The organism is Micrococcus sp. 63XJN7_6_ISO-PGPR-S23-444 (assembly GCF_058072765.1).
The window spans coordinates 2,245,345-2,271,074 of the sequence record NZ_CM176516.1; the positions used below are offsets into that span (position 1 = coordinate 2,245,345).

Sequence of the window (25,730 nt, forward strand, 5' to 3'; positions counted from 1 at the left end):
ATCCAGCCCCGGCCTCAGCGGGCGTCCTCGCGCGCGGCGGGCGCGCCGTCGTCGTCCTGCTCCTCCGCCTGTTCCCCGCCCTGGAACTGGCTCCTGTACAGCCGGAAGTACGCGCCGCGAGCGGCCAGCAGCTGATCGTGCGAGCCCTGCTCCACGATGTCGCCGTCCTCCATCACGAGGATGACGTCCGCGTCCCGGATGGTGGAGAGGCGGTGGGCGATCACGAAGCTCGTGCGGTCCGAGCGCAGCGCCGCCATCGCGCCCTGGACCAGCACCTCGGTGCGGGTGTCCACGGAGGAGGTGGCCTCGTCCAGGATCAGGAGCGAGGGCTGGGCCAGGAACGCACGGGCGATGGTGATGAGCTGCCGCTCGCCCGCGGACACGTTGGCGGCGTCCTGCTCGATCACGGTGTCGTAGCCGTCGGGCAGGGTGTGCACGAAACGGTCCACGTAGGTGGCCTTCGCCGCCGCGACGACCTCCTCGTCCGTGGCGTCGAGTCGGCCGTAGCGGATGTTCTCCCGGATGGTCCCGCCGAAGAGCACGGCGTCCTGGAGCACCATGCCGGTGGCGGCGCGCAGCTCGCCGCGGCTGACCGTGCGGGTGTCCACGCCGTCCAGCAGGATCCGCCCGCCGTCCACCTCGTAGAACCGCATGATCAGGTTGACCAGGGTGGTCTTGCCGGCACCGGTCGGCCCGACGATCGCGACCGTCTGCCCCGGCTCCGCCACGAAGTTCAGGTCCGTGATGAGCGGCTTCTCCGGCGTGTAGGAGAAGCGCACATGCTCGAACTCCACGCGACCGCGCAGCGGGCGCGGGAGGTGGGCGACGCCGTCGGGCCCGGGGATGGCGGAGGGCGCCGTTTCCCGAACGAAAGCGCTCTCGGAGGGCGCCGTTTCCCAAACGAAAGTGCCGTCGGGGGTGCGGGCGGGGGTGCCATCAGGGGTCTCCTCCGGCTCGTCGAGGAGCTCGAAGGTGCGCTCAGCCGACGCCACGCCGGAGATCAGCATGTTGGACATGCCGGCGATCTGCCCGAGCGGCTGGTTGAACTCGCGCGAGTACTGGATGAACGCGGTGACGGCGCCGAGGGTCATCTGCCCGTTGGCCACGCGCAGGCCGCCGACCACCGCGATGCCCACGTAGCCCAGCCAGTTCACCCACTGCATGATCGGCATGATCATCCCCGAGTAGAACTGCGCCGTGAACGCGGCCTCGTACAGCTCCTCGTTGCGCTCGTCGAAGCGCGCGGCCATGTCCCGCTGACGGCCGAACACGGTCACCAGCTCATGCCCCGTGAACGACTCCTCGATGTGCCCGTTGAGCCGGCCCGTCTCCCGCCACTGCGCGGAGAAGAGCGCCTGGGACTTCTTGCCGATCACGCCCACCACCACGCCGGCCACCGGCAGCGCGATCAGGGCGATGAGCGCCAGCTGCCAGGACAGCCAGAACATCATGCCGACGATGCCGATCACGGTCAGCGCCGAATACACGAGCGAGGCGAACGCCTGTTGGAGGGCCTGCTGGACGTTGTCCACGTCGTTGGTGGCGCGGGAGAGCAGGTCGCCGCGCTGCCCGCGGTCGAAGTAACTCAGCGGCAGCCGGTTGATCTTGGCCTCGATGTCCTCGCGCAGGCGGAAGACGATGCGCATGACGATGTCATTGAGCACGCGGCCCTGCAGCCACATGAACAGCTGGGCCACGAGGTACATGCCCAGGACGATGAGGATCAGCCGGCCCAGCTCGGTGAAGTCGATCCCCTCGCCCGGCGTGAACGCCATGCCGGAGAGCATCTCTGCGGCCTGGTCCTCGCCCTGGGCGCGCAGCCCGTCGATGACCTGCTCGCGGCTCAGCCCGCCGGGCATCTGCGCGGAGACCACGCCGCCGAAGATCACGTCCATCGCCCGGCCCAGGACGTGCGGGGCCCACACGTTGAGCACGACGGCGACCAGCACCATCAGCGCGACCACCACCAGGCCCAGCTTCTCCGTGCGGAACAGGCTCATGAGCCGCTTCGCGGACGGCCAGAACGCCTTGGCCTTGCGGGCCGGCCCGCCGCCCCAGTCGTCGGTGGCGCCCTGCTCCTGGATCTCGAGGATCTCCTCGTCCGTCAGGTGCTCGCTCATGCCACGTCCTCCGCGGTCAGCTGGGAGTCCACGATCTCCCGGTAGGTCTGGTTGTCCGCCAGCAGCTCGGCGTGGGTGCCGCGGCCGACCACGCGGCCCTCGTCCAGCACGATGATCTGGTCGGCGTCGGTGATGGTGGCCACCCGCTGGGCGACGACGATCCGGGTCACCCCGGCCGCCGCGCGGTCGAGCGCCGCCCGCAGCCGCGCGTCGGTGGTGACGTCCAGGGCGGAGAATGAGTCGTCGAACACGAGGACCCGCGGCTCGGCCACGAGGGCACGCGCGATGGACAGGCGCTGGCGCTGGCCGCCCGAGACGTCCGTGCCGCCCTGAGACAGCCGCGAGTCCAGACCGGAGGCCGCCGCCTCTCCCTTGCCGGTGGTGCGGGCGCGCACGAAGTCGGCGGCCTGGGCCGTCTCGAGGGCCGCCCAGATGCGCTCGTCCGAGGCGTCCGGGGCCCCGAACTGCATGTTCTCCCGCACGGTGCCGGAGAACAGGTACGGCTTCTGCGGCACGAGGGCCACGGCCTCGGTCAGCTCGGCCCGGGCCAGGTCGGTCACCGGCACGCCGTCCACGAGCACCTCGCCGGACGTCGCGTCGTACAGCCGCGGCAGCAGACTGATCAGCGTGGACTTGCCGGAGCCGGTCGAGCCGATGATCGCCGTCGTGGTGCCGGGGGCGACGGCGAAGCTCACGTCGTCGAGCACCGGCGCCTCGGCGCCGGGGTACTGGAAGGTGACGTGGCGCAGCTCCACGGCGCCGTCGCGACGCGCGGGGGTCACCGGGCGGACCGGCTCACCGAGCGTGGGGACGGTGTCCAGGACCTCGCCGATGCGGCCCGCGGAGATCACGGCGCGCGGGAGCATCATCATCATGAAGGTGCCCATCATCACCGCCATGAGGATCTGCAGCAGGTACTGCATGAACGCGGTGAGCGCGCCGACCTGCACGAGCCCCGCGTCCACGCGCTCGCCGCCGAACCACAGGACGGCGGCGGTGGCGAGGTGGAGGATCATCGTGATGACCGGGCCGAGCAGCACGAACAGCCGGCCGATCCGCACGGAGGTCTCCGTCAGGGCGGCGTTGGCGTCCGTGAACCGGCGTGTCTCGTGGCGCTCGCGCACGAACGCGCGGACCACGCGGATGCCCTGGATCTGCTCGCGCAGCACGCCGTTGACGTCGTCGATGTTGTCCTGCATCCGCTGGAACAGCGGCATGAGACGGGCGACGATCCACGCCACGATCACCAGCAGCACCGGCACGGAGACCCACACGAGCCAGGACAGGCCCGGGTCCTCGCGGATGGCCATGATGATGCCGCCGACCGCCATGATCGGCACGGCCACCATGAAGTTCAGGGCCATGAGGGTGAGCATCTGGACCTGGTTGACGTCGTTGGTGCCGCGCGTGATGAGGGTCGCGGCGCCGAAGCGGCCGAGCTCCTCCGCGGAGAACGCGTCCACGCGGGTGTAGACGGCGCGGCGCAGGTCCCGGCCGACGCCCATCGAGGCCTTCGCCCCGAACCACACGGCGGCGATCGCGGCGACCACCTGCACCAGCGCGACGCCGAGCATCACGAGGCCGATGTCCCAGATGCGGGCGGTGTCGCCGCGGGCTACGCCCTCGTCGATGATGCGGGCATTGAGGCTGGGCAGGTACAGCATGGCCAGCGTGCTGATCAGCTGCAGCACGACGACGGCCGCGACGGCGCCGCGATAGCGCCGGCCGTGACGGCGGAGCAGGGTCCAGAGCATGGGGCTCCCAGGGAGTCGGGATGGGCGCGCGGCCGCGTGGGCTGCAGTGAGGTGGGCCGAAGGGGGCCGGGCTCATTGTGCCCCAGCCGCGGGAGGGCGCGGGCAGCAGCCGTCGTCGAGGGGACGCGGGCGCACCCCGGACAGCCGGCTGCCGAACCACCCGCTGGCGGACCCGTACGAGGACTGAGCGACGCCAGACGGGGGGCGTGAGCCAGACGTTTCCGCGGCTGAGGGTCCCTCAGAACAGCACGAACATCTGGCTCACGCCCCCGGAACGCCTGGCTCAGCGCCCGAAGAGCCTCGCGAAGAACCTTGCGGCCCCGGCACGGCCCGCGCGGGCTGCGTCGCGCTCGGCATCAGGGTGACGGCCATCGCACCACTGCGCCGCGGGGACGACGGCCTTGAGGGACTCGACGTGCCGGCCGCATCCGGCCCAGGTGGCCCTGCGGCAGACGGGTCAGCGCGCCGGACGGCACATGAGGGATCCTTTCGGCGAGGGGGCTTCGGGGTGGCCGGTCAGGCCAGGGTCATGAAGAGCTTCTCGAGCTCGGCGACGGTGAGCTTCTCCTCGTCCTCCGCCTTCTCGGGGTCGGCGAGGCAATACTGCATGGCGGATGAGACGACCGCGAAGCCGGCGCGATCCAGCGCGGTGGAGACGGCGGAGAGCTGCGTGACCACGTCCTTGCAGCGACCCTCGCCCTCGACCTCGCGGATGACGGCGTCCAGCTGGCCGCGGGCCCGCTTGAGGCGGTTGAGGATCTTGCGCTGGGTCTCGGCGTCGGCGGTGCGCACGGCGACCTCCTTTGTCACGGTGGCGGGGAGGGGAATCATATCCCCAGGGGTATCCGGCGACGTCGCCGGATGTCACACGAGGAGACCGATGAGCTCCCGGACGAGGATCACCAGGCCCATGGCCAGCACGAACCAGCCGAAGCCCTTCTTCAGCGCCTTCTCCGGGACCCGCTTCATGAGCGGAACGCCGATCAGCGCACCGACCACGGCCACACCGGTGACCCACAGCAGCAGGTCCCACGGCAGCGTCACGCTGGTCAGGTAGCCGCCGAGGCCCGCGAAGGACTTCATGGCGATCACCAGCAGGGACGTGCCCACCGCAGCGGACATCGGCAGGCCGCCGAGCAGGACCAGCGCAGGGACCACGAGGAACCCGCCGCCGGCGCCGACGATGCCCGTGACGAAGCCGACGACGACGCCCTCCAGCAGGATCTTCCCGAGCGGGTGGCGGCGGGGCTCGACGTCAGCCGAGGCCTCCACTGAGGGGGCGGCCGCCGGCTGCGTCTTCTTGGGCCGGATCATGGCCCACGCCGTGAAGAGCATCATCACCGCGAAGGCGATCAGCAGCAGGGTCCCCGGCAGGAAGCCGCCGACGACGCCGCCCAGGAGGGCACCCACCATCGAGGCCGCGCCGAAGATCAGGCCGGTGCGCCACCGGACGGTGCCGTGCCGCGAGTGCAGCAGCACTGAGACCAGCGAGGTCACACCCACCACGAACAGGGAGCCCGCGATGGCCTGCTTCGGCTCGAGGCCGGCCACGTACGTCAGCAGGGGCACCATCAGGATCGACCCGCCGCCACCCATGAGGCCGAGCAGCAGGCCGACCACGAGGGCCAGGGCGAGGACGATCCACATCACGGGTCAGCTCCGCTTCCCCGCGCCGGTGGGGATGCGGCCGATCACGTCGCCCGCGGAGCGCTCCTGCGCGGGGCGGTTCCACGGCATCTTGGCCAGCACGGACGCCATGGCGCACGTGTTGGACACGGCGGAGAAGGACAGGCCCGCGCCGATCGCGGCGGGGATGAGGCCGAACCGCTTCGAGCCGACCTGGGAGGCCACGGCCCCGACCAGCGCGATGGACCCGGCGGTCATGCGGACCTGACGGTCCATGGACCAGCGGTTGCCGCTGCGGACGACCTCGCCGCCGGCCTCGGCGTAGGCGGAGATGCCGCCCTGCAGGACGCGCGCGGAGGTGAAGCCGGCCTGGGCCAGACGGTCCTGGGCGGTGCCGGCCCGGCTGCCGGACTGGCAGACGAGCACCGCGGTGCCGTCCAGGCGGGCGGCGACCTCGTCCGCGTGCTCCTGGAGCAGGTCCAGCGGCACGTTGTAGGAGCCGGCGATGTGCTCGGTCTCGAACTCGCCGGGGGTGCGCACGTCCAGCACGACGGCGTCGGGGCGGGCGGCCAGCTCGGCCTTCAGGTCGCGCGGGGCGACGGGGGACAGGGTGACGCTCATGGGAGGGGCTCCTCGGGGTTGGTCTGGGGGTGTGTCAGGACTGCTGCCAGGCGGCGTAGCTGCCCTCGAGCTCGATCACGTCGAACCCGGCGCGGCGCAGCGCCTGGGCGGCCACGATGTTGCGCAGGCCGGACTGGCAGAAGGTCACCAGGGTCTTGTCCTTCGGCAGCTCCTCCTGGTGGAAGAGCACCTTGCCGGCGTTCAGCTGCCGGGCGTCCGCCACGGTGCCGTGGGAGAACTCGGTCTTGTTGCGCACGTCCACCAGCACGGTGTCCTGCTCCGCGCCGACCTCGCCGGCCTCGATGCGGGACCGCAGCTCGTCGGCCTGCACGGTGGGCACCGGCTCCAACGTGAGGCCGTCCACGGAGGTGGTGAACGCGGCGGCGGCGTCGACGCCCACGCGGATCATGTGGTCGCGCATCGTGTGCGCGTCCTCGCGGTCCTCGGCGAGCAGGACGAGGGCGGCGTCGTCGCTCTCCGGGTCGTAGGCCCAGCCGGCGTGCGTGGCGACCTTGCCGCGGGACGGAAAGGCCAGCGCGCCCGGCACGGTGCCGGCGAGGATCTCGTCCACACCGCGGGTGTCCGCGAACACGGCGCCCTCGGCGAGCGTCGCCTGCACGCCCCCGGCGTCCAGCTCCTCGAGCTCGGGCAGCTCGCCCAGGATGGCTGGCCCCTGCTTGTTCTGGCGCTTCATGCGGGCGAAGTAGGCGTGGGCGTCGGGCTGGCCGTCGAGCAGCTCGTCGATGAAGCCCTGCTCGTCGTCGTTCTTCAGGTAGTCGGACCACCACGCGTACTTGCGCTCGTAGCCGACCGTGGTGGAGGGCAGCGCGCCGAGTGCCTTGCCGCAGGCGGAGCCGGCGCCGTGGGCCGGGAACACCTGCACGTGGTCCGGGAGGGTCAGGAACTTCGCCTTGAGGGAGGCGAAGAGCTGCTGGGCGCCCTCGAAGCGGGTGTCGACGCCGCCGGCGGCCTCGTCCAGCAGGTCCGGGCGGCCGAGGTCGCCGGAGAACACGAAGTCGCCGGTGAGCATGTAGCCCGGGGCGTCCGCGAAGGCGCCGTCGGTGACGAGGAAGGACAGGTGCTCGGGGGTGTGGCCCGGGGTGTGCACGGCCTCGACGGTGATGTTGCCGAGCGTCACCGTGTCGCCGTCCTTGAGGAGGTTGCCCTCGAAGCCGTAGGCCCAGTCCTCGCCGCCCTCGCCGGACAGGTGGATCTGGGCGCCGGTGGCGTGGGCCAGCTCGCGGGTGCCGGAGAGGTAGTCCGCGTGGATGTGGGTCTCGGTCACGTGGGTGATGGTCATGCCGTTCTTGGCGGCCAGGTCCAGGTACACCTGGATGTCGCGGCGGGGGTCCACCACCATCGCCTCGTTCTTCGCCTGGCAGCCGATCACGTAGCTGGCCTGGGCGAGGTCCTCGTCGTAGATGCGCTCGAGCAGCATGGTTCTCCTCCGGGTCGGGGGGTCTCGATGTCCATCCGATACCCCCTGGGGTATGTCGAGAACGAGCGTAGGGTATACCCCCAGGGGTATGCAAGAGAGAGGGTGAGCCCGGGCGGCGACGGGAAGGGACGGCACGGTCGGGAGACGTCGCCAGGGGGCGTGAGCCAGATGATTCCGCTGCGGATCGGGCGTCAGAACGGCAGAAACGTCTGGCTCACGCGGCGGGGGGCGTGAGCCAGATGATTCCGCTGCGGATCGGGCGTCAGAACTGCAGAAACGTCTGGCTCAGCGCCCGGGGTCCTCAGAGCAGGGGACGCAGTGGTACCAGCAGGGCCTCGACCACGCGGGCGAGGCCGTGACGGTCCTCCCAGCGCGGGGTGTCGATCCGGACGGCCCGCTGGGCGTCGAGAGCGAAGATCTCCTCCATCCGGGCGGCGAAGTCGCGGTCCACGACCACCACGTTGGACTCGTAGTTGAAGCCCAGGGAGAGGCGGTCGACGTTGGCCGAGCCCACGGTGGACCAGATGCCGTCCACGGTGGCGGTCTTCGCGTGGATCATGCTGGCCCTGTACAGCAGGATCGTGATGCCGGCCTCGAGCATCTTCCCGAAGAAGCCGCGCGAGGCCCAGTCCGCCACGATGTGGTTGGAGTCCTCCGGCACCATCACCTGCACGTCCACCCCGCGCCGGGCCGCGTGCAGCAGCGCCTCGAGGACCTGCTGGTCCGGGATGAAGTACGGCGTGTTGATGAGGATGCGGTGCTGCGCCCGCTGGATGGCGTCGAGGTAGCTCAGCCGGATCGGGTAGACCAGGAGCGGCGGCTGGTTCGCGGCCACGGTGACGCGCGGGTCCCACGTGTCCGGGGGGCGCCAGGACATCTGCTCGCCCGCGCGGTGGTGGGCGTTCCACTTGATGGAGATCGACTGGCCCAGCGCCCACACCGCCGGGCCGCGCTCACGCACGTGGGTGTCCCGCCACAGGCGGGCGTAGTCGTCGCCGATGTTGAAGCCGCCGGCGAAGCCGACCTCGTCGTCCACCACCATGATCTTCGAGTGGTTGAACCCGCTGTGCCGGACCACGCCTCGCCAGATCGGGCGGGCGAAGGCCGGCAGCCGGAACACGTGGATGCGCGGGTCCAGCTGACGGTAGAAGCGGGGCGGGACCACGAGGTTCCCGAACCCGTCGTAGGAGACGTAGACCTCCACGCCGCGCGCGGCCGCCCGGTTGAAGGCGTCCATGAACCGCTGGCCCGTGGGGTCGCCCTTCCAGATGAAGGTCTCGAACTTGATGATCCGCTGCGCTCCGTCGATCGCGGCGATCATCTCCTTGTAGAGGTCCTCACCCGAGGTGAAGATGCGCAGCTCGGAGCCCTCCACGTGGGCGTCAAACACGCCGGGGTTCGGCGCGGGTCGGCGCACTCGGCCGCCGCGCTTGACCATGTCCACGCCGGTGAGCCCGGCGGCGACCGTCAGCGGCAGTCCCACGAGACCGACGCCCGCGGCCACGGCCGCTCCCCGGAGGAGACGACGGACCGGCAGGCGGGACAGGGACGGCAGGGACGGTCGACGCATTCGCTCAGTCTACTCAGGGCCCCGTCAGCGCGGATCGGTCGAGCGGCGCATCTCGGTCCAGGCCGCGCTCACCTCGGAGCGCATGCGCACGAGTTCGATCGCCGTCTCCTGCAGCCTCCGGGCGCTCTCGCTCTCGGGGATGTACTGCCGCACCCGCTGGGCCTGGTCCTCCGCGGAGACGTCCACCATGACGGCGATCGAGTGCGCCACCAGGCGGGACTCCGCCCCGGTGCGTCGGCTCGCGTAGACGCGCAGCGCCACATGCATGGACCGCTCCGTGGTGTTCACCAGGAGGGCCTCCACGCGCACGAGGTCGCCCACGTGGATGTTCCGCACGAAGCGCACACCGCCGCCGAACACCGCGACCACGGATTCATGTCCGGTCCAGCGGGCGGCGCAGACGGCGGCCGCCTCGTCCACCCAGCGCAGGATCGCGCCCGCGTTGATGGTGCCGCCCACGGTGGCCTCCGCGTTGGGGGCCAGGAACGCGAGGGTGCTCATCTCCTCGGGGGCCTCCCCGGGCGCGGGGAACGGCAGTCGGGCCATGCCGCGCTCGACGGCGCGGCGGGCCACGGTGGAGCGGCGGGCCTGTTCGTCGCGCTCGATCTGGCCGGGGGTCGAGGGCTCCCAGACCGGCACGGTCACGGGCACCCCGCCCTCCTCCGCGGCGTAGACCACGAGGGACGAGGTGGCGACCACGGGGTCGCCGTCGTCGTCGCGGATCTCCGGCAGCAGCAGGCGGGTCTGGACGTGCACCTCGGCGCCGTCCGTGTGGACCACGCGCGCCTGCACCACAGCGCGGCGGTCCACCGGCACGGGGTGCCGGAACTGGGTGTGCCCCATGTAGCGGGCACGCACGAACGTCCCGGCCCAACTCGCCGCGACGGCGTAGCCGGCCTTCTCGATCCAGGAGATGACGGTGCCGGCGTCCACCAGGCCGGTGGGATGATCGAAGCTGTCCGCCCGGAATTCGAGGGCGAGGGCTCCGGGGGGTCTCATGCCGTCGAACGTATCACCCGAGTCCGGGCCCTGTGCGGCCGGTCACGCCCCGTCCAGGAGTCTGCGGGGAACCTCCCGGCCGCGCCCCAGGCGGGTCCGCGCACGGGGGACAATGGACCCATGACCGCCTTCGACCGTCTCCCCCTGCCCGCGGAGCCCCAGACTCCGCACGACCGCCTGCGCCGCCGCACCGAGGCCGCCGTCGCCGAGCGCGGGGAGGCCGCCGTCGCCGGGCTGGCGGTGCGCCTGATGACCGGCGCGGCCACTCCCGATGACGTCACCTCGGGCGCCGCCCGCGCCCTCACCGGCGACGACGGCGACCTCAGCCCCGCCGCGACCGGCGCCCTGGCCCTGATGCACGCGTGGCACCGCAGCGCGCTGCCCGCCCTGACCGGGGCGCTCACCGCCCCCGAGGCGGACGTCCGCTCGGCGGCCCACCTCGTGCTCGCCTCCCGCGCCGGCTCGCTGCGCCGCGATGCCGCCGTCGACCGCACCCTCGTGGACGCGGTGCGGGCCGGCTGTGCCGACCCGGACCCGGAGGTCCGCGCGTCGGCCGCGTCCGCGCTGGGCGCCCTCGCCCGCCCCGAGGACCTCGAGTCCGCCCTGCCCGTGCTCACCGGCATGGTGATGGACGTGGACGCGGACCTGGCCGCGGCCGCCGAGCTGGCCCTCGAGCAGCTCGCGATCCGCCTGGACCGGCCCGGCCTGCGGGTCAGCCTCGAGGGCTGAGGCGACGCCCGTGCAGTGCCCCCACTTCGACGTCGGCGAGTGCCGTTCCTGCCCGCTGATGGGCGTGCCGTACGCCCGGCAGCTCGCGGACAAGCAGGCCGCGGTCCTGGCCGCCCTGGCGGACGCGGTCGACGCGGACACGGTCGTGGCCGAGCCGTTCGCCTCCGCGGAGGCCGGATTCCGGAACAAGGCGAAGCTCGTGGTCACGGGGTCGGCGGCGGCGCCGCGGCTGGGCATCCTGGACCCGCGCCAGCACCCCCGGCATCACGACGGCGCCGGCGTGGACCTGCGCGACTGCGGCCTGTACGAGGCCGGCATGGAAGGCGTGTTCGACGCGTGCGCGGCGGCGGTGACGGCGGCCGGGCTGGAGCCCTACGACGTCGCCGCCCGCACGGGCGAGCTGAAGAACGTGATCGTGACGCTCTCCCCCGACCGGGAGGCGATGGTCCGGTTCGTGCTGCGCTCCGCCGACCGGCTGGACGCGCTGCGCGCGGCGGTGCCGGGGCTGCTGGACGACCTCGCGGCGCGCGGGACACCCGCCGCCGTGGTGAGCGCGAACCTGCTGCCCGAGCACGTGGCCCTGCCCGAGGGCGACGAGGAGATCGTGCTCGCCGGCGGGCCGACCCTGCGGATGGAACTGAACGGGATCGGCCTGCGGCTGCGCCCGCAGGGGTTCTTCCAGACGAACACCGCGGTGACCGAGGGGCTGTACGCGACGGCGGCGGCGTGGGTCGCCGAGGGCGGTGTGCCGGCGTCGGCGTGGGACCTGTACTGCGGGGTGGGCGGGTTCGCGTTCCACCTGGCCCGGGCCGGCGTGCGCGACGTGTGGGGCATGGAGTCCTCCGCCGAGGCGGTGGCCGCGGCCCGGGAGACGGCCGCGGAGCTCGGCCTGGCCGACCGGGCGCGCTTCTCCGACGGCGACGCCACCTCCGCGCTTTCGTTCGAGAAACGGCGGGCTCCGGAGGCGCTTTCGTTCAAGAAACGGCGGCCCCGCCCGGACGCCGTCGTCGTGAATCCGCCCCGGCGGGGCATCGGCGCCGAGCTGGCGGACGCGCTGGAGGACTCGGGTGTGCCCACCGTCCTGTACTCCAGCTGCAACCCGGCGACGCTCGCGCAGGACCTGGCCCGGATGCCGAGCTATCGGGTGGCGCGGGTGCAGGTGTTCGACATGTTCCCCCAGACCCGGCACGCGGAGGTGCTCACGCTGCTGACCCGGCGGTGACGGAAGCCGGGGCGCGTCACCGCGGGCTCCCCGCCCGACGGTTCCGCTTCTTCAACTCGACGAAGACCTGCAGCAGCGTCAGAGCCGACGGCGCGAGCGCGGGTTGCGTGAGCACGAGCGGTTGCGCACGGGTCAACCCGCCACCCTGCAACGGCCGTCCCGAGTCCCACCGGTTGGCCTTGCGCAGACCACCCTCGTTCCACAGCCGCTCGTCCACCTTGAGCGCCACCTTCATCGTGTGCTCCGACTCTGGCGCCACAGCACGGACTTCCTTCACGTCCGCCCAGTCCACGGACCAGTCCCGCGTCCACACCCGTCGCTCATCGAACGTGACATGCCGAGGCCGGAACAGACCCATCGTCGCGGCGGGAAGCACCGCCAACGCCAGCGCCAACCCGATGAACGACGCCACACGCCACACCCCGAACCCGGCCGAGACATCCTCCGGCGGCCGGAAGATCACCCACACGAACACCGCGATGCACACCACGACGATCAGCCACAGGAGCAACCACCGCGCCGGACGCACCCGCGCCTGCACCGGCAGACTCGCCAGGATCTCCTCCCGCGTCGCCTTCTTCCGCAACCGCGTCGGCTTCGCATCCATCACTTGCTCATCATCCAGTTCATGAGCCCTTCGCCCCCCGGCCATCTCCGCCGAGTGTGTCCTGCTCGTTCCCGGGCCACGCTTCCGGCGCGCGGGGGCACACGTCCGCCCCGTCGGCACGACCCTATTCCCGGAACCCACCGCGCCGCAGCGACATCACCGCAGCTGAGAACCGCTGTGATGTCGCTGCGGTGCGGTCGGCCGGAACGACGGCGCGCTCGCTGCGGTGAACATCGCCGCGGCACTCCCCGTGCGGCCCCACTTCCCCGCCCGTAGGCTGGTTCCCATGTCGCAGACGCTCACCCCCGCCGCTCCGCAGGACCTGAACGCCCGCCGTCACCGGCTCCGCCGCTACCGCGCCGTCATCTTCGACATGGACGGGGTCATCACGGACACCGCCGGCGTGCACGCGCAGGCGTGGAAGGAGCTCTTCGACGGGGCGCTGCCCGCCGTGGGCGCGCTGCCCGCCAACGCCGCCGTCGTCGCCGCGGACCCGGACGTGCTGCGTCCCTTCGACGCCGCCGCCGACTACCTGCACCACGTGGACGGGCGCCCCCGCGAGGACGGGGTCCGCACGTTCTTCGCCTCCCGCGGCCTGAGGGTGCCGGAGGCCGACGCCCCCGAGGCGGACGCCGCCCCGGAGCTGACCGTCCTCGCCCTCGCCGAGCGCAAGCAGGGCTACTTCGAGCAGGTCCTCGAGCGCGACGGCGTCCGCGTGTTCCCGGAGGCCCAGGACCTCCTCGAGCGGCTGCGGGCCAAGGGTGTGCCGGTCGCACTGGTCACCAGCTCCAAGAACTCCCGCGCCGTGCTCACGGCCGGCGGCGTGCTGGACTTCTTCCCCGTGATCGTGGACGGGAACACCGCCGTCGAGCGCGGGCTGCCGGGCAAGCCGGACCCGGCGATGTTCTGGGAGGCCGCCCGCGAGCTGGGCGTCGACGTCGCGGACGCGATGGTCCTCGAGGACGCCGTCTCCGGCGTGAAGGCCGCCTCGGACGGCCGCTTCGGCCTCGTGATCGGCGTGGACCGCGAGCCCGAGCTCGGCAAGGGCCGACTCAAGGCGGCCGGCGCCCACCTGGTGGTCCAGGACTACGGGACCCTGCATCTGGAGGACCGCACCACCACCCCGTTCGACCCCGCGTGGGTGCTGCGCTGGGACCGCTTCGACCCGGCCTCCGAGGGCACGCGCGAGGTGCTGTGCACCCTGGCCAACGGGTACTGGGGCACCCGCGGCGCTGTGCCCGGCACGCACATCTCCTCCGTCCACTACCCCGGCACCTACATGGCCGGGGTGTTCAACCGGCTGACCTCGATGGTCCAGGGCCGGGTCGTGGAGACCGAGCACATGGTCAACATCCAGGACTGGACCCCGCTCGTGGTGACCCCGCGCCACGGCCGCCCGCTGCTGCCGGGTGAGGAGAACCTCGTGGAGTACGGCCAGGAGATGGACCTGCGCCGCGGCGTGCTCTCCCGCACCATGACCTTCGAGGACGAGCAGGGCCGGCGCACCACGGTCCACACCCGACAGTTCACCCCGCTGGCCAACCGGCACCTCGCCGCGATCGAGCTGACCGTCGTGGCGGAGAACTGGTCCGGGGACCTCACGGTGCGCTCGAAGATCGAGGGCCGCGTGGCCAACCTCAACGTCTCCGACGACCGCACCCTCGCCAACCAGCACCTCGAGCCGGTCCAGGCCCGGGAGATCGACGGCGAGACCGTCCTGCTCGAGACCGCCACCAACCAGTCCGGCATCCACGTGGCCGTGGCCACCCGCACCCGCCAGGTGGCGCCGGTGGGCCACCACGAGCCCATCCGCCGCCCCGTGGACGGCTCGGACCTGGTGGTCGGCCAGGACATCCTCCTCCACGTGGACGAGGGCGTGCCGCTCGTGCTGGAGAAGATCGCCGCCGTCGCCACGAGCCACGACCACGCCAACGCCTCCGTGTGGGAGTCGGCGGTGAAGGACGTCCAGCGCGCCCAGAACTTCCGCAACCTGCTGACCCTGCACGAGCAGCGCTGGGGCACCAACTGGGACCGGTTCTCCGTGCGCATCGACCTGGCCGAGCCGTACCGGCATCAGCGCCGCTCCACGGCGGCGGAGGCCGGCGGCGAATACGCGCCGCCCGTCGTCGACGCCGGCCACTCGGCCCCGGTGGGGTCCGCGGTCCCGATGGGCAAGGACGGCGCGTCGCTGCGCCAGCAGCTCGCCCTGAACCTGCACACGTTCCACGTGCTCCAGACGGCCTACGGCCGCCGCCGGGACCTGGACGCCTCCGTGGGGGCACGCGGCCTGCACGGCGAGGGCTACCGCGGCCACATCTTCTGGGACGAGATCTACGTCTACCCGATGCTCACGCTGCGCCGCCCCGAGATCACCCGGGGCCTGCTGATGTACCGCTACCGGCGTCTCAACGAGGCCCGCGCCAACGCCCAGGCCGAGGGCTGGGCCGGTGCCATGTACCCGTGGCAGTCCGGGGCGGACGGCTCCGAGGAGACGCCCACCGAGCTGTGGAACCCGCGCTCGCGCATGTGGATGCCGGACAACTCCCACAACCAGCGGCACGTCTCCCTGGACATCGCCTACTCGGTGCTGCGGTACATCGAGATCACGAAGGACACGTCCTTCATCTCGGACTACGGCGCGGAGATGCTCGTGGAGATCTCCCGGTTCTTCATGTCCATGACCCTGCACAACGCCGTCACGGACCGCTACGAGATCCACGGCGTCATGGGCCCGGACGAGTTCCACGACGGCTATCCCGAGACCCCCGGCTCCGGCCTGCGCAACAACGCGTACACGAACGTGCTGACCTCGTGGGTGCTCGCGGAGACCGCCCGCCTGGTCCGCTGGCTGGACACGATCGACGACGGCCTGCCCGAGCTCATGGAGATCTCCGAGGAGGAGATCGAGCGCTGGGAGGAGGTCAGCACCCGTCTGACCGTGCCGTTCTTCGAGGAGGGCGAGGAGGCCGGCATCCTCGCCCAGTTCGAGGGCTACCAGGACCTGCTCGAGTTCGACTGGGAGGCCTACCGCGCCAAGTACGGGAACATCGGCCGCATGGACCTGATCCTGCAGGCCGAGGGCGACGCCACCAACCGGTACAAGCTCTCCAAGCAGGCCGACACCCTCATGCTCGGATACCTGTTCTCCGCCGAGGAGCTGGACCGGATCCTGCGCCGCATGGGCTACGAGCTGCCCGAGGAGGCGTTCGAGCGGATGGTCACGTACTACGAGGCCCGCTCGACGCACGGCTCCACGCTCTCCCGGCTGGTGCACGCGTGGGTGTCGGCCCGCACGGACCCGGACCGGTCCTGGGACCTGTTCACGGAGGCCCTCGAGTCGGACCTCTCGGACACGCAGGGCGGCACCACGAAGGAGGGCATCCACCTGGGCCTGATGGCGGGCACCGTGGACACGGTGATCCGCTGCTACGCGGGCCTCGAGACGCGCGACGACGTCGTCCGGCTGCACCCCCGCATGCCCGCCCAGCTGCCCGGCGCCCGGTTCACCATCCGGTTCCGCCAGCAGCCCGTGGTCATCCAGATGACCCAGCGGGAGGTGACGGTGGCCGCGGGCGAGGGCATGTGGCACGACGTGCCGATGATCATCGCCGGCCGCGAGCACACCCTGTCCCCCGGCGAGAAGCTGACGGTCCCGCTGGGCTGAGGGCCGCCGTCGTCGGCCACCCCACCCCGTCCCTTTGGGGGCGAAAGTGGGCGGTATCCCGCGCGGATACCGCCCACTTTCGCCCCCGGACGCGGGAGGACGCGGGAGGACGCGGCTGCCGCCCCGGCTCAGCGCAGCGGCAGCTCGGCGCGGACCACCCAGCAGCCGCCCAGCGGGCCGGCCGTGAGGGTGCCGCCGAACACGGCCACGCGCTCGCGCATGCCGGCCAGGCCGAAGCCGCTGGCCATCGCGACCACCACGCGGTCGCGGCGGGGCTCGCCCTCGTCCATGGGGCTGGCGATGCACAGCACGAGGCGGTCCGCGCCCTCGAGCTGCGAGGTCAGGCGCACCGTGCCGCGGCGCGGGGCGTGCTTGAGGATGTTCGTCACCGACTCCTGCACCACACGCAGCACGGTCAGCTCCAGGGAGCGCGGCAGCTCGTCCAGCTCGGTCAGCGAGCGCTCGACCGCGAACCCGGCCGCGTGCAGCTGGGCCTCGAACTCGTCGAGGCGGGCCGGCAGGTCCACGACGGCGTCCCCCTCCGCCGTCTGCGCGTTGCGGGAGGAGCCGCGCAGCGCGGTGAGCATGCGGCGCAGGTCCACGAGGGACTGCCGGGCGGCCTCCTCGATGGCCTTCTCCGCGGCGGCCCGTTTGTCCGGGTCCCTCTGGGTGGGCAGCATGGCGGCCTGCATCGAGATCACGGTGAGCCCGTGCGCGACGACGTCGTGCAGCTCCGCCGCGATCCGCTGCCGCTCGGCCTCCGCGGCGCAGGCGGCGGCCTCCTCGGCCCGGCGCAGGGCCGCCTCGCGGTCCCGGGCCCGATGCCGGGATCGGCGGATCATGAAGGCCGGCACCGCCACGCACAGCGCGACGATGAGCGTGATGACCATGACGCCCTTGAGGCTGTCCTCGTCCGCCCACGTGCCGTCGGTGAGGACCTCGCCCGCGACGGTGAGCAGGATGAGGGCGCCCAGGGCGAACCAGACGAACACCCGGTGCGAGTACCGCGTCACCATGGCCGCGCCCAGGACGACCCCGCCACTGAACGCCTGCGGGGTGAGGTGCGCGTGGTCCGCCTCCACGAGGCCCACCAGACCGAACGTGCACCCGAGCAGCACGAACACCGCCGCGAGGGTGGGCTGCCACCCGAACAGCAGCGTGACCAGCACGCTCGCCAGGAACAGGACCCAGCGCAGGAGCGGCTCCCGCCCCTCACCCGTCAGCCCGCCGTCCTCCTCGAGGATGCCCGCGAGTTCGGGGTCGGCGCTCAGCCCGGCGGCCACCGTGGGCCCCAGCATCAGGGTGAGGATCTCCCCCAGCACCATGAGCCCGACGATCACATAGAGGACGATCCGCGTGTGCCGGGAGACGGGTTCCGTGCGCAGGATCGCCGGCAGGCGGGAGCCCAGGGGAGACTCGGCAGGCGGGGGCGACGTCGCCGTCGTCGTCCGAGCCGGGGCGGGCGCCGCGATGCTCATCCGATGTCCACGAGGCCCGCGCGGGCGGCGCGGATGAGGATCTGCACGCGGTCACGGACCTGCCACTTGTCCAGGACCTTGCCGATGTGGGACTTCACCGTGGCCTCCGCGAGGAACAGGGCGCCGGCGATCTCCGCGTTGGAGGCGCCCTTGGCGAGCTCGCGGACCACGTCCAGCTCGCGCTCGGTGAGGCGCTCGTGCGGGGCGAGGGGCTCGGCCGGGCAGGGGGCGGTGTGCTCGGGGGCCGCGGTGACGGCCTCCACCAGGTCCGCGGCCACGCGGGCGGAGAACACGGCGTCCCCGGCATGGACGCGGCGGATGGCGTCCACCACCTCGGCCGGCGGGGCGTCCTTCACGAGGTAGCCGGCGGCGCCGGCGCGCAAGGCGGGCACGAGGTACTGCTCGGAGGAGAAGGTGGTGATCGCCAGGACGCGCACGCCGGGGGCCTCGGCGGAGATGCGCGCGGTGGCCTCGACGCCGTCCATGCGGGGCATCTGCATGTCCATCAGCACGACGTCGGGGGCCAGCGTGCGGGCCGCCTCGAGGGCCTGGACCCCGTCCTCGGCGGAGCCGACCACCTCGAGGTCCTCGGCCTGGGCCACGAAGTGCTCGAGGGCGGTGCGCATCAACGCCTGGTCGTCGGCCACGACTACTCGGATCATGGCGCCCAGCCTAGGAGGCGCACAGGCCGCCGCGCGTCCACCGAAGGTCGACGTCGGCCCCCGCCTCGGGGCGGACCGGGCCGGCTCCCGCGCCCGGCCGGCCACCGCAGTCCCGGCGCCTCCGTGGGCAGAACCCACAACCCCATCGCCTCCGTGGGCAGAACCCACAACCCCGTCGCCTCCGTGGGCAGAACCCACAACCCCGTCGCCTCCGTGGGCAGAAGAGAGGGCACTTCTGCCCACGGAACGCTCTGGCCTGCCGCTTCCGCCCACGGAACCGGGCCGCCCCACCCGGGCCCCGCTCCACCCCCCGCGCGTCACCGCGGCAGCAGGAACCAGCCCATCACGGCCATGCCGAGGATCCCGGCGAGCATGGCCGGCAGCAGCACCACGAACAGGTTCCGCCGCGTCACGGCCCAGCCGGGCATCTGCGGCGACTGCGCCCCCGCGGCCATGCCGTGGGCCACCTGGATGCGAGCGGGCCCGGCGACGATGCCCCAGCCCGCGGCCGCGTTGTGCAGGCCGTTGGACCAGGGCGGGGGGACGCCCAGGGCGGCGCCTGTGTCCATCTGCAGGGGGCCGATCAGGGCCATGGCCCCGGTGTTCGAGGCCGTGATGAAGCCGGCGAACGCGCCGAGGAACGGCATCGCCACCAGGTAGGACTCCCCCATCCCGCTGAGTGCGCCCGCGAGCGCCTGCGAGACCCCGCCGGCGGAGAGGATGAGCCCGAACGCCACGTAGAGCGCGTTGGGGATGGCGGTGCCCACCCACAGCTTCCCGGCCTCGCGGGGGACGCGGCGGCGGGCGGCGGCGTCGAGGTGGAGCAGCCACACGCCCACGCCCACCGCCACGAACGCCCACAGCGCCGGCGTCCCCACGAGGGCCGCCGCCCCCTCGAGCCCGAACGCGCCCTTCACGGTGGTGCCCAGCACGGTGCCGGCCATGAGCGTCAGGTACGGCACCACGTCCCGCCCCGGCCCGGGCAGCAGCCGGCCGCCGCGGATCACGAGCAGCCAGGCCACGGTGAGCACGAACGTGGCGACGGCGCCCGCCGGCGCGGTGCCGACCACGAGGTTCGCCCCCAGGATCAGCGCCCACTGGGCGACCCCGGAGAGCACGGCGACGCCGAGCCAGGGCAGTGTCCGGGCCGGGCCGACGTCGACTCGCATGCCGCGCGCCCCGCGCAGCAGCAGCACCGTGGCCACGCCCGCCACCAGGCAGGCCGGCAGGTTGAACACCGCGGCGGTGACCCCGATCTCCCGGAAGTCCAGGCCGAACAGGCGGGCGCCCATGAGCGTGCCCGGCGCCATGGACCCCCACGGGCCGATGGTGAGCGCGAGGACGGAGATCAGCGCGGACCGGAACGCCGTGTAGCCCAGACCCAGCAGCAGCGGCACACCCACGATCAGGGAGACGCCGAACCCGGTCACGGTCTCGAGGAACGGGATGACGCCGTGCACCATGAGCAGCGCGGTCGCGATCGTGGGGCCGTTGCCCGCCGACAGCCACGCGGCCAGGCGCGCGTGCCCGCCCGAGTACTCCATGACGCGGGACAGGGTGATACCGCCGGCGATGATCGCCAGGATCTCGAGCAGCGTGGGCACGCCGGCGCCGACCGCGCCGCCCAGGTCGCCCGGGGCCACGCCGAAGACCGTGAGGGCCAGCAGCACGGCCACGGCCGTCCCGGCGGCCGGGGCCACCCACGCGGGCAGCCGGGTGAGCAGCAGCACGAGGGTGAGCAGGATGGGTGAGAGCGCGAGCAGCACCTCCACGGCGCACCCCCTCTCCTCGTGTACTGCGCCCCACTGTAGGCGCGGGGTGGGGCCGACACCCCTCCCCTTACTCTGGGGGTCATGACGCAGCCATCCCACCCCGACGACGTCACCCGCGCCCGCCTGATCCCGCCCGTGCCCGTGGCGGTGGCCCCGATGGCCGGCGGCCCCTCGACCCCGGAGCTGGTCGCCGCCGTCGTCGGCGCAGGCGGCGGCGGGTTCCTCGCCGGCGGCATGCGGACGGCCGCGCAGATGCGCGCGCAGGTGGACGCGCTGCGCGCGCTGCTGGGCGCGGAGGGGCCGGACCGCTGGGGCGTGAACCTGTTCGTGCCGGACGCGGTGAACACGGCCATCCCGGACGCGGCGCGCACGGAGGCGGCACGGTCGGCGCGGGCGGCGGCCGTCGCCGCGTACCGGGCGGACCTGACGGCCGACGGCGCCGCCGACCTGCCCACGGCCGCGGACGTGGTCCCGGACCCCGACGCCGAACGGGCCGACTTCGACGCCCTGCTCACCGCCGCCGAGGAGCAGGCGTGGCCGCTGGTCTCCTTCACGTTCGGCCTGCCGGCCGCGGACGTGTTCGCCCGGCTGGCCGCCGCGGGCATCCCGGCCGGGGCCACCGTGACGGACGCGACCGAGGCGCGGGCCGCCCTCGAGCACGGGGCCGCGTTCCTCGTGGTGCAGGGCCACCGCGCCGGCGGGCACCGGGGCACGTCGGACCCGGCCGCGGAGCCGCCCCGCGCCGAGCTGCCGGCGGTGTTGCCGGCGGTGCGCGACGTCGTCGGGACGGGGGCCACGAGCGCCGTGCCCGTGGTGGCCGCCGGCGGCGTGGGCACCGCCGAGGACGTGCGCGCCCTGCTGACCGCCGGCGCGGACGCCGTCTCGGCCGGCACCGCGTTCCTCCTCACCCCGGAGGCGGGCACCTCGGCGGCGCACCGGGCCGCCGTCGCGGCGTGTGCGGCCGGGACACGCTTCTCCGCTGACGACGGCCGGGCCCGCACCGGCCTGACCCGCGCCTACACGGGGCGGTGGGCGCGGTCGCTGGCCACCGCGTTCATGGCGGAGCACCCGGACGCCCCCGCCGCGTACCCCGAGGTCAACGTCCTGACGAAGGGGCTGCGCGCCGCCGCCGCGGCCGCCGGCGACCTCGAACGCGTCCACCTGTGGGCCGGCACCGAGGCGCACCGGGTCCGGGAGGCGCCGGCCGTCGACGTCCTCGCCTCCCTCACGCCCTGAGGACCGCCCCGGATCATCCCGCGGGCTGACGCCGGCCCCTCCGCCTGCGGCCTAGGGCATGTCTGACAATCGTTTGGACCATGCGAGCACAGCATTCAGGACCACAGCGGCCCTGTAGATGATCGCGTACTTGTCATACCGGGTCGCCAGACCCCGCCACTGCTTCAGGTGAGCGTACTGACGCTCGATGACGTTGCGGCCCTTGTAGGCGTCCGCGTCGAGGCTGACGGGGCGCCCGCCGCGGGCACCGCGCCGTCTGCGGTGGCCCTGCTGGTCGGCCGGTTCGGGGATGACCGCTTTGATCCCACGGGCACGTAGGTGGGTGCGGATCGCCCGGGAGGAGTACGCCTTATCGCCCAGCACGGCCTCGGGGCGGGTCCGGGGCCGCCCTACTGGCCGGGTCACGCGCAGCTGCTCCAGAAGAGGAAGCAGCATCGGGGAGTCCCCTGCCTGGCCGGGGGTGATCAGGCTGACCAGCGGCAGCCCGGTCCCATCGACGAGCTGATGGATCTTCGTGCTCAGCCCGCCACGGGAGCGCCCGATGCCGTGATCGGCCGGCTCCTCACGCGGATTCTTGTAGTTCGATCCATCCCCCTGTGTGGCGGGTGATGTTCGTCGCGTGCTGGTGGGCGCGGGCGATCGTGGAGTCCACCGAGACCGACCAATCGATCAGGCCTTCGGCGTCAGCGGCGGCGGTCAGCGTGGCCAGCACCGTGTCCCAGGTGCCTTCTTCGGCCAAGCGCCGATGCCAGGTCCACACGGTCTGCCAGGGCCCGTAGACCTCGGGCAGATCCCTCCAAGCGATTCCGCACCGGTACCGGTAGATGATCGCCTCCACCATGGCGCGGGCGTCGGCGAACGGCCTGCCGGCGCGGCCGGTCCGGGTCGGGAGCATCGGGGCGATCAACTCCCATTGGGCGTCGGAGAGCATCTGGAACCGGGACATGTCCCCAGGGTCTCAGCTGACTCGTGCATCTATTCTCAGACACGCCCTAGGTGTAAGAGGTCATGACGTTGTTGACTCGGGCCGGGGCCAACGAGGCCGGAGGAGCGTCTCCGCAGGAGGTATGAGGCCGATGGTAGTTGTAGTGGTTCACCCACACCGCCAGGGCCTCACGCCGAGCTTGCTCTGAGGTGTAGGGGCGGGCGTAGAGGACCTCATCGACCATCAGCCGGTTGTACCGCTCGACCTTCCCGTTATGGCGCGGGGTGTAGGGTCGGATCCGGTGATGCCGGCCCCCGAGCGAGACCACCTTCGCGGTGAAGTCCGCAGCCCGATAGTTGTTCCCGTTGTCCGTGATCACCCGGTCCACGGTGATGCCGTGGGCGGCGAAGAACGCCCGCGCCCGGCAGTAGAAGCTCACGGTCGTGGCCGCCCGCTCGTCCTCCAACGCCTCGGTGTAGGCCAGGCGGGTGTACCCGTCGATCGCCGAGTGCAGGTAGGTGTAGCCGACCCGCCGGCCAGGCCCGCGCTTGGAAGCACGGCCTGCTTCACTTTCACGTCCGTGGGTGCGCCAGCCGCCCCCGTCTGGGATCTTCCCGATCTTCTTCACATCCAGGTGCACCATGTGCCCCGGCCCTCTCGCGGTGATCTTCTGGGGTCGTTGGCGCAGGTCCTCACCTGTGGGCGCGAGGTCTGGCAACCGGGAGATGCCCAGCCGGTGCAGCCACCTGCCCACCGTTCGGAGGCACACCCGGTGGCCCTCGGAGACGAGGTGGTGATGGATCCGGCGGGCCGACCACTTGCACTCCCGGCGCAGGGTGAGGATCTGGGTGACCAGGGCCGGGTCGAGCTGGGCAGGTGAACGGCGCGGACGGCTGGGCCGGTCGAGCAGCCCGGCCTCGCCCTCGGCGCGGTAGCGGGCCACCCAGGTGGCCACCGTGGGCCGGCTCACCCGGAACTCGGCGGCCACGTGCGCCTGTGGGATCCCGTCGTGCAGGTGGCGGTGGACCATCCTGAGACGGCCGGTGGGGGTCAGGGGTGCGTTAGCGTGAGTCATGAGTGGGTCTTTTCGGGCAGGTGGGTTGTTGAGGAACTTCCATCCTGCGGGAGAGGCCCACTCGTCTCATCTCAGCCGGCGCCTCGTGGCAAGAACCTCATGACCCACAACACCTAGGCTGGCCCGCGTGAACCCCCTGCGCCGCCTCGACCAGTGGACGCGCCTGCACCCCGTGCGCACCGACGTGATGGCCGCCGCGGCACTGTTCACCGTGCTCGTGGCGCTCCCGTGGATCGCGCTCGGGCCGATGGTCGCCCCGGACCCCCAGGGCAGGCAGACGGCCGTCTCCCTCCTGGCCGGGGCCGGCATGGTCCTGCCGTGGGCCGTGCGTCGGGTGCGCCCGGTGGCCTCGGCCGCCGTCGTGACGGCCGCGGCCGTCCTGCACCTGCTCGCCGGGCCCGAGTTCAGCATGTCCCTGCTGATGGTGCCGCTCACCGTCTACAACCTCGCCGCGAACGCGCCCCGGAGCATCTCCGTGGCCGGGCTCCTCACGGGGCTGGCCGGCGGCGTGGCCAACGGGGTGAAGGTGTGGCTGTTCCCGGCGCAGTTCGTCACGCCCGACGGCCTCACCGTCCGCTCCCCCGCGGAGCCGCTGGCCATGGTCATCATGGCGATCGGCTGCGGGCTCATGGTGCTCACCGCGTGGGCGTTCGGCGACGTCGTGCGCAACCGCCGCCTCACCGTGCGCGCCCTCGAGGACCGCGCCCACCGCCTCGAGGTGCAGTCCCGGCAGGAGCGCGAGCTCGCCGCCGCCGACGAGCGCAGCCACATCGCCCGGGAGATGCACGACATCGTCGCCCACTCCCTGCAGGTGGTCATCTCCCAGGCCGACGGCGCCCGGTACGCCGCCGCCGCCAAGCCCGCGCTCGCGGTCACCGCGCTCGAGACCATCGGCCAGACCGGCCGCTCCGCGCTCGCGGACATGCGCCAGCTGCTCGGCGTGCTCCGCGAGACCGGCGAGACCGTGGCCGGGGTGCCCGGCGTGACGGACGACGACGCCCGGCGGCCCGCCGCCGACGCCTCCCCCGACGGCCGCGGCACCCGCCTACCCCCGGGCCGCCGACCCCAGCCGCGGCTCGCGGACCTGCCCGCGCTCGTGGAGACGATGCGGCTGTCCGGACTCGAGGTGTCCCTGCTGGAGACCGGCACGCCCCGCCGTGCGCTGCCGGCGGGCGGCGAGCTGGCCGCGTACCGGATCGTGCAGGAGGCGCTGACCAACACGCTGCGCCACGGCGGGCCGGACGCGGACGCGTTCGTCACGCTCGCCTGGACGGCGCGCGGCCTGGACCTGCAGATCGACGACGACGGCTGCGGCGCCGCCGCCGACCCCGCCACCCGGGGAAGCGGCCAGGGTCTGCGGGGGGCCGCCGAGCGGGCGGCCCTGTTCGGCGGGACGCTCGAGTCGGGGCCGCGCGTGGGGGCCGGGTACCGCGTGTCCGCCCACCTGCCGTACTCGGCGGTGTGAGGGGTGGCCGCCCCCGCCCGACTTGAGAGGATGACCCCATGAGCTCCGAGGAGACCGCCCCCGTCCGCGTGGCCCTGGTGGACGACCAGGCGTTGATCCGGTCCGGGCTGGCCATGCTCGTGGACTCGCAGCCGGACCTGACGGTCGTGGCGGAGGCGGGCAGCGGGCGCGAGGCGGTGGCGTCGGTGTCCGTGGCGGGCGCCGACGTCGTGCTGATGGACGTGCGCATGCCGGAGATGGACGGCATCGAGGCCACCCGCGCGCTGCTGCGCCGGCCGGACGCCCCGCGCGTCGTGGTGCTGACCACCTTCGACCTGGACGAGTACGCCTTCGACGCGATCGAGGCGGGCGCCAGCGGCTTCCTGCTCAAGGACGCCCCGCCCGAGGAGCTGCTCGCCGCGATCCGCACGGTGCACCGGGGCGACGCCGTGATCGCCCCGTCCACGACGCGCCGGCTCCTGACGCACATGGCCCCGCGTCTGCGCTCGGACCAGGTCCGCAGCGCGGAGTGCGAGGAGCAGCAGGCGGCGGTGGCGTCGCTGACCCCGCGCGAGCGCGAGGTGCTGGTGCTCATGGCGCAGGGCGCCGCGAATCTGGAGATCGCCGCCGAGCTCGTGCTCTCCGAGGCGACGGTGAAGACGCACGTGGGCCGGGTGTTGGCCAAGCTCGGCGCCCGCGACCGCGTGCAGGCCGTGCTCATCGCCCACCGCGCGGGCCTCGTGCAGTTCTGACCCGCCGTTCCGGCACGCCCTGCAGCCCCCGCCCTA

At 72.8% G+C, this 25,730-nt stretch carries 20 protein-coding genes and 1 pseudogene; 6 read left to right on the plus strand and 15 right to left on the minus strand.

Annotated elements, in window-relative coordinates; all coding sequences use genetic code 11:
* Nucleotides 1–14 precede the first annotated feature (14 nt).
* The 9 genes and pseudogenes from AC3RJ9_RS10340 to AC3RJ9_RS10380 form a co-directional block, all read right to left on the minus strand.
* Nucleotides 15–2,120, minus strand: coding sequence for an ABC transporter ATP-binding protein (locus AC3RJ9_RS10340; RefSeq protein WP_489727659.1), 2,106 nt, complete (start codon nt 2,118–2,120; stop codon nt 15–17).
* Nucleotides 2,117–3,874, minus strand: coding sequence for an ABC transporter ATP-binding protein (locus AC3RJ9_RS10345; protein ID WP_129866969.1), 1,758 nt, complete (start codon nt 3,872–3,874; stop codon nt 2,117–2,119). The genes AC3RJ9_RS10340 and AC3RJ9_RS10345 overlap by 4 nt, the downstream gene beginning before the upstream one ends.
* A 283-nt stretch (nt 3,875–4,157) precedes the next feature.
* Nucleotides 4,158–4,316, minus strand: a pseudogene (locus AC3RJ9_RS10350) (hypothetical protein); the annotation flags it as partial.
* 74 nt (nt 4,317–4,390) lie between these two features.
* Nucleotides 4,391–4,666 carry a metal-sensitive transcriptional regulator gene (locus AC3RJ9_RS10355; protein ID WP_044659303.1) on the minus strand — a complete coding sequence of 92 codons (276 nt, stop codon included), beginning with the start codon at nt 4,664–4,666 and terminating at the stop codon, nt 4,391–4,393.
* A gap of 72 nt (nt 4,667–4,738) precedes the next feature.
* The gene (locus AC3RJ9_RS10360; RefSeq protein WP_080696032.1) at nt 4,739–5,521 is read right to left on the minus strand and encodes a sulfite exporter TauE/SafE family protein; all 783 of its coding nucleotides are present in this window, start codon (nt 5,519–5,521) and stop codon (nt 4,739–4,741) included.
* Between the two features lie 6 nt (nt 5,522–5,527).
* The gene (locus AC3RJ9_RS10365) at nt 5,528–6,121 is read right to left on the minus strand and encodes a rhodanese-like domain-containing protein (protein WP_052007121.1); all 594 of its coding nucleotides are present in this window, start codon (nt 6,119–6,121) and stop codon (nt 5,528–5,530) included.
* A 34-nt stretch (nt 6,122–6,155) separates the two neighbouring features.
* Nucleotides 6,156–7,559 (minus strand): MBL fold metallo-hydrolase, encoded by a 1,404-nt coding sequence (locus tag AC3RJ9_RS10370; RefSeq protein WP_036384546.1) that lies wholly within the window; start codon nt 7,557–7,559, stop codon nt 6,156–6,158.
* Between the two features lie 301 nt (nt 7,560–7,860).
* Nucleotides 7,861–9,129 carry a phospholipase D-like domain-containing protein gene (locus tag AC3RJ9_RS10375; RefSeq protein WP_036316196.1) on the minus strand — a complete coding sequence of 423 codons (1,269 nt, stop codon included), beginning with the start codon at nt 9,127–9,129 and terminating at the stop codon, nt 7,861–7,863.
* A 24-nt stretch (nt 9,130–9,153) separates the two neighbouring features.
* Nucleotides 9,154–10,128, minus strand: a complete 975-nt coding sequence (locus AC3RJ9_RS10380) for an acyl-CoA thioesterase (RefSeq protein WP_036316197.1) — start codon at nt 10,126–10,128, stop codon at nt 9,154–9,156.
* 120 nt (nt 10,129–10,248) lie between these two features.
* Between AC3RJ9_RS10380 and AC3RJ9_RS10385 the strand changes: the two genes are divergently transcribed.
* Nucleotides 10,249–10,857: a HEAT repeat domain-containing protein gene (locus AC3RJ9_RS10385; RefSeq protein ID WP_020628173.1), complete on the plus strand. Its 609-nt coding sequence runs from the start codon at nt 10,249–10,251 to the stop codon at nt 10,855–10,857.
* 10 nt (nt 10,858–10,867) lie between these two features.
* The gene (rlmC, locus tag AC3RJ9_RS10390) at nt 10,868–12,079 is read left to right on the plus strand and encodes a 23S rRNA (uracil(747)-C(5))-methyltransferase RlmC (RefSeq protein ID WP_129866966.1); all 1,212 of its coding nucleotides are present in this window, start codon (nt 10,868–10,870) and stop codon (nt 12,077–12,079) included.
* 16 nt (nt 12,080–12,095) lie between these two features.
* On the opposite strand, the gene AC3RJ9_RS10395 is transcribed toward rlmC, so the two are convergent.
* The gene (locus AC3RJ9_RS10395; RefSeq protein ID WP_036316210.1) at nt 12,096–12,686 is read right to left on the minus strand and encodes a hypothetical protein; all 591 of its coding nucleotides are present in this window, start codon (nt 12,684–12,686) and stop codon (nt 12,096–12,098) included.
* A 286-nt stretch (nt 12,687–12,972) separates the two neighbouring features.
* Between AC3RJ9_RS10395 and AC3RJ9_RS10400 the strand changes: the two genes are divergently transcribed.
* Nucleotides 12,973–16,350, plus strand: coding sequence for a beta-phosphoglucomutase family hydrolase (locus tag AC3RJ9_RS10400; RefSeq protein ID WP_489727660.1), 3,378 nt, complete (start codon nt 12,973–12,975; stop codon nt 16,348–16,350).
* Nucleotides 16,351–16,478: 128 nt separating this feature from the next.
* Here AC3RJ9_RS10400 and AC3RJ9_RS10405 read toward each other — a convergent pair whose 3' ends face one another.
* The 3 genes from AC3RJ9_RS10405 to AC3RJ9_RS10415 form a co-directional block, all read right to left on the minus strand.
* A complete protein-coding gene (locus tag AC3RJ9_RS10405) occupies nt 16,479–17,828 on the minus strand; it encodes a sensor histidine kinase (RefSeq protein WP_051995287.1) in 1,350 nt (449 codons plus the stop codon).
* Complete coding sequence (locus tag AC3RJ9_RS10410; RefSeq protein ID WP_036316202.1) at nt 17,825–18,490, minus strand: response regulator transcription factor; 666 nt, start codon at nt 18,488–18,490, stop codon at nt 17,825–17,827. Before AC3RJ9_RS10410 ends, AC3RJ9_RS10405 begins: the two co-directional genes overlap by 4 nt.
* A gap of 317 nt (nt 18,491–18,807) precedes the next feature.
* The gene (locus AC3RJ9_RS10415) at nt 18,808–20,262 is read right to left on the minus strand and encodes an L-lactate permease (RefSeq protein ID WP_123244273.1); all 1,455 of its coding nucleotides are present in this window, start codon (nt 20,260–20,262) and stop codon (nt 18,808–18,810) included.
* 81 nt (nt 20,263–20,343) lie between these two features.
* Here AC3RJ9_RS10415 and AC3RJ9_RS10420 point away from each other — a divergent pair, with 81 nt between their 5' ends.
* Nucleotides 20,344–21,498 carry a nitronate monooxygenase gene (locus tag AC3RJ9_RS10420; protein WP_036316206.1) on the plus strand — a complete coding sequence of 385 codons (1,155 nt, stop codon included), beginning with the start codon at nt 20,344–20,346 and terminating at the stop codon, nt 21,496–21,498.
* Nucleotides 21,499–21,549: 51 nt separating this feature from the next.
* Here AC3RJ9_RS10420 and AC3RJ9_RS10425 read toward each other — a convergent pair.
* A protein-coding gene (locus tag AC3RJ9_RS10425; RefSeq protein WP_423300366.1) for an IS5 family transposase occupies nt 21,550–22,444 on the minus strand; the annotation gives its coding sequence in 2 pieces (ribosomal slippage) (nt 21,550–22,086 and nt 22,088–22,444; 894 coding nt in all).
* A gap of 46 nt (nt 22,445–22,490) precedes the next feature.
* Nucleotides 22,491–23,498 (minus strand): IS481 family transposase, encoded by a 1,008-nt coding sequence (locus tag AC3RJ9_RS10430; protein WP_489727661.1) that lies wholly within the window; start codon nt 23,496–23,498, stop codon nt 22,491–22,493.
* Nucleotides 23,499–23,625: 127 nt separating this feature from the next.
* On the opposite strand from AC3RJ9_RS10430, the gene AC3RJ9_RS10435 reads away from it, so the two are divergent.
* Both AC3RJ9_RS10435 and AC3RJ9_RS10440 read left to right on the plus strand, forming a co-directional pair.
* A complete protein-coding gene (locus tag AC3RJ9_RS10435) occupies nt 23,626–24,963 on the plus strand; it encodes a sensor histidine kinase (RefSeq protein WP_061866766.1) in 1,338 nt (445 codons plus the stop codon).
* A gap of 38 nt (nt 24,964–25,001) precedes the next feature.
* Entirely contained in the window at nt 25,002–25,694 is a 693-nt protein-coding gene (locus AC3RJ9_RS10440; RefSeq protein ID WP_012751126.1) for a response regulator, read from the plus strand.
* Nucleotides 25,695–25,730: the final 36 nt, after the last annotated feature.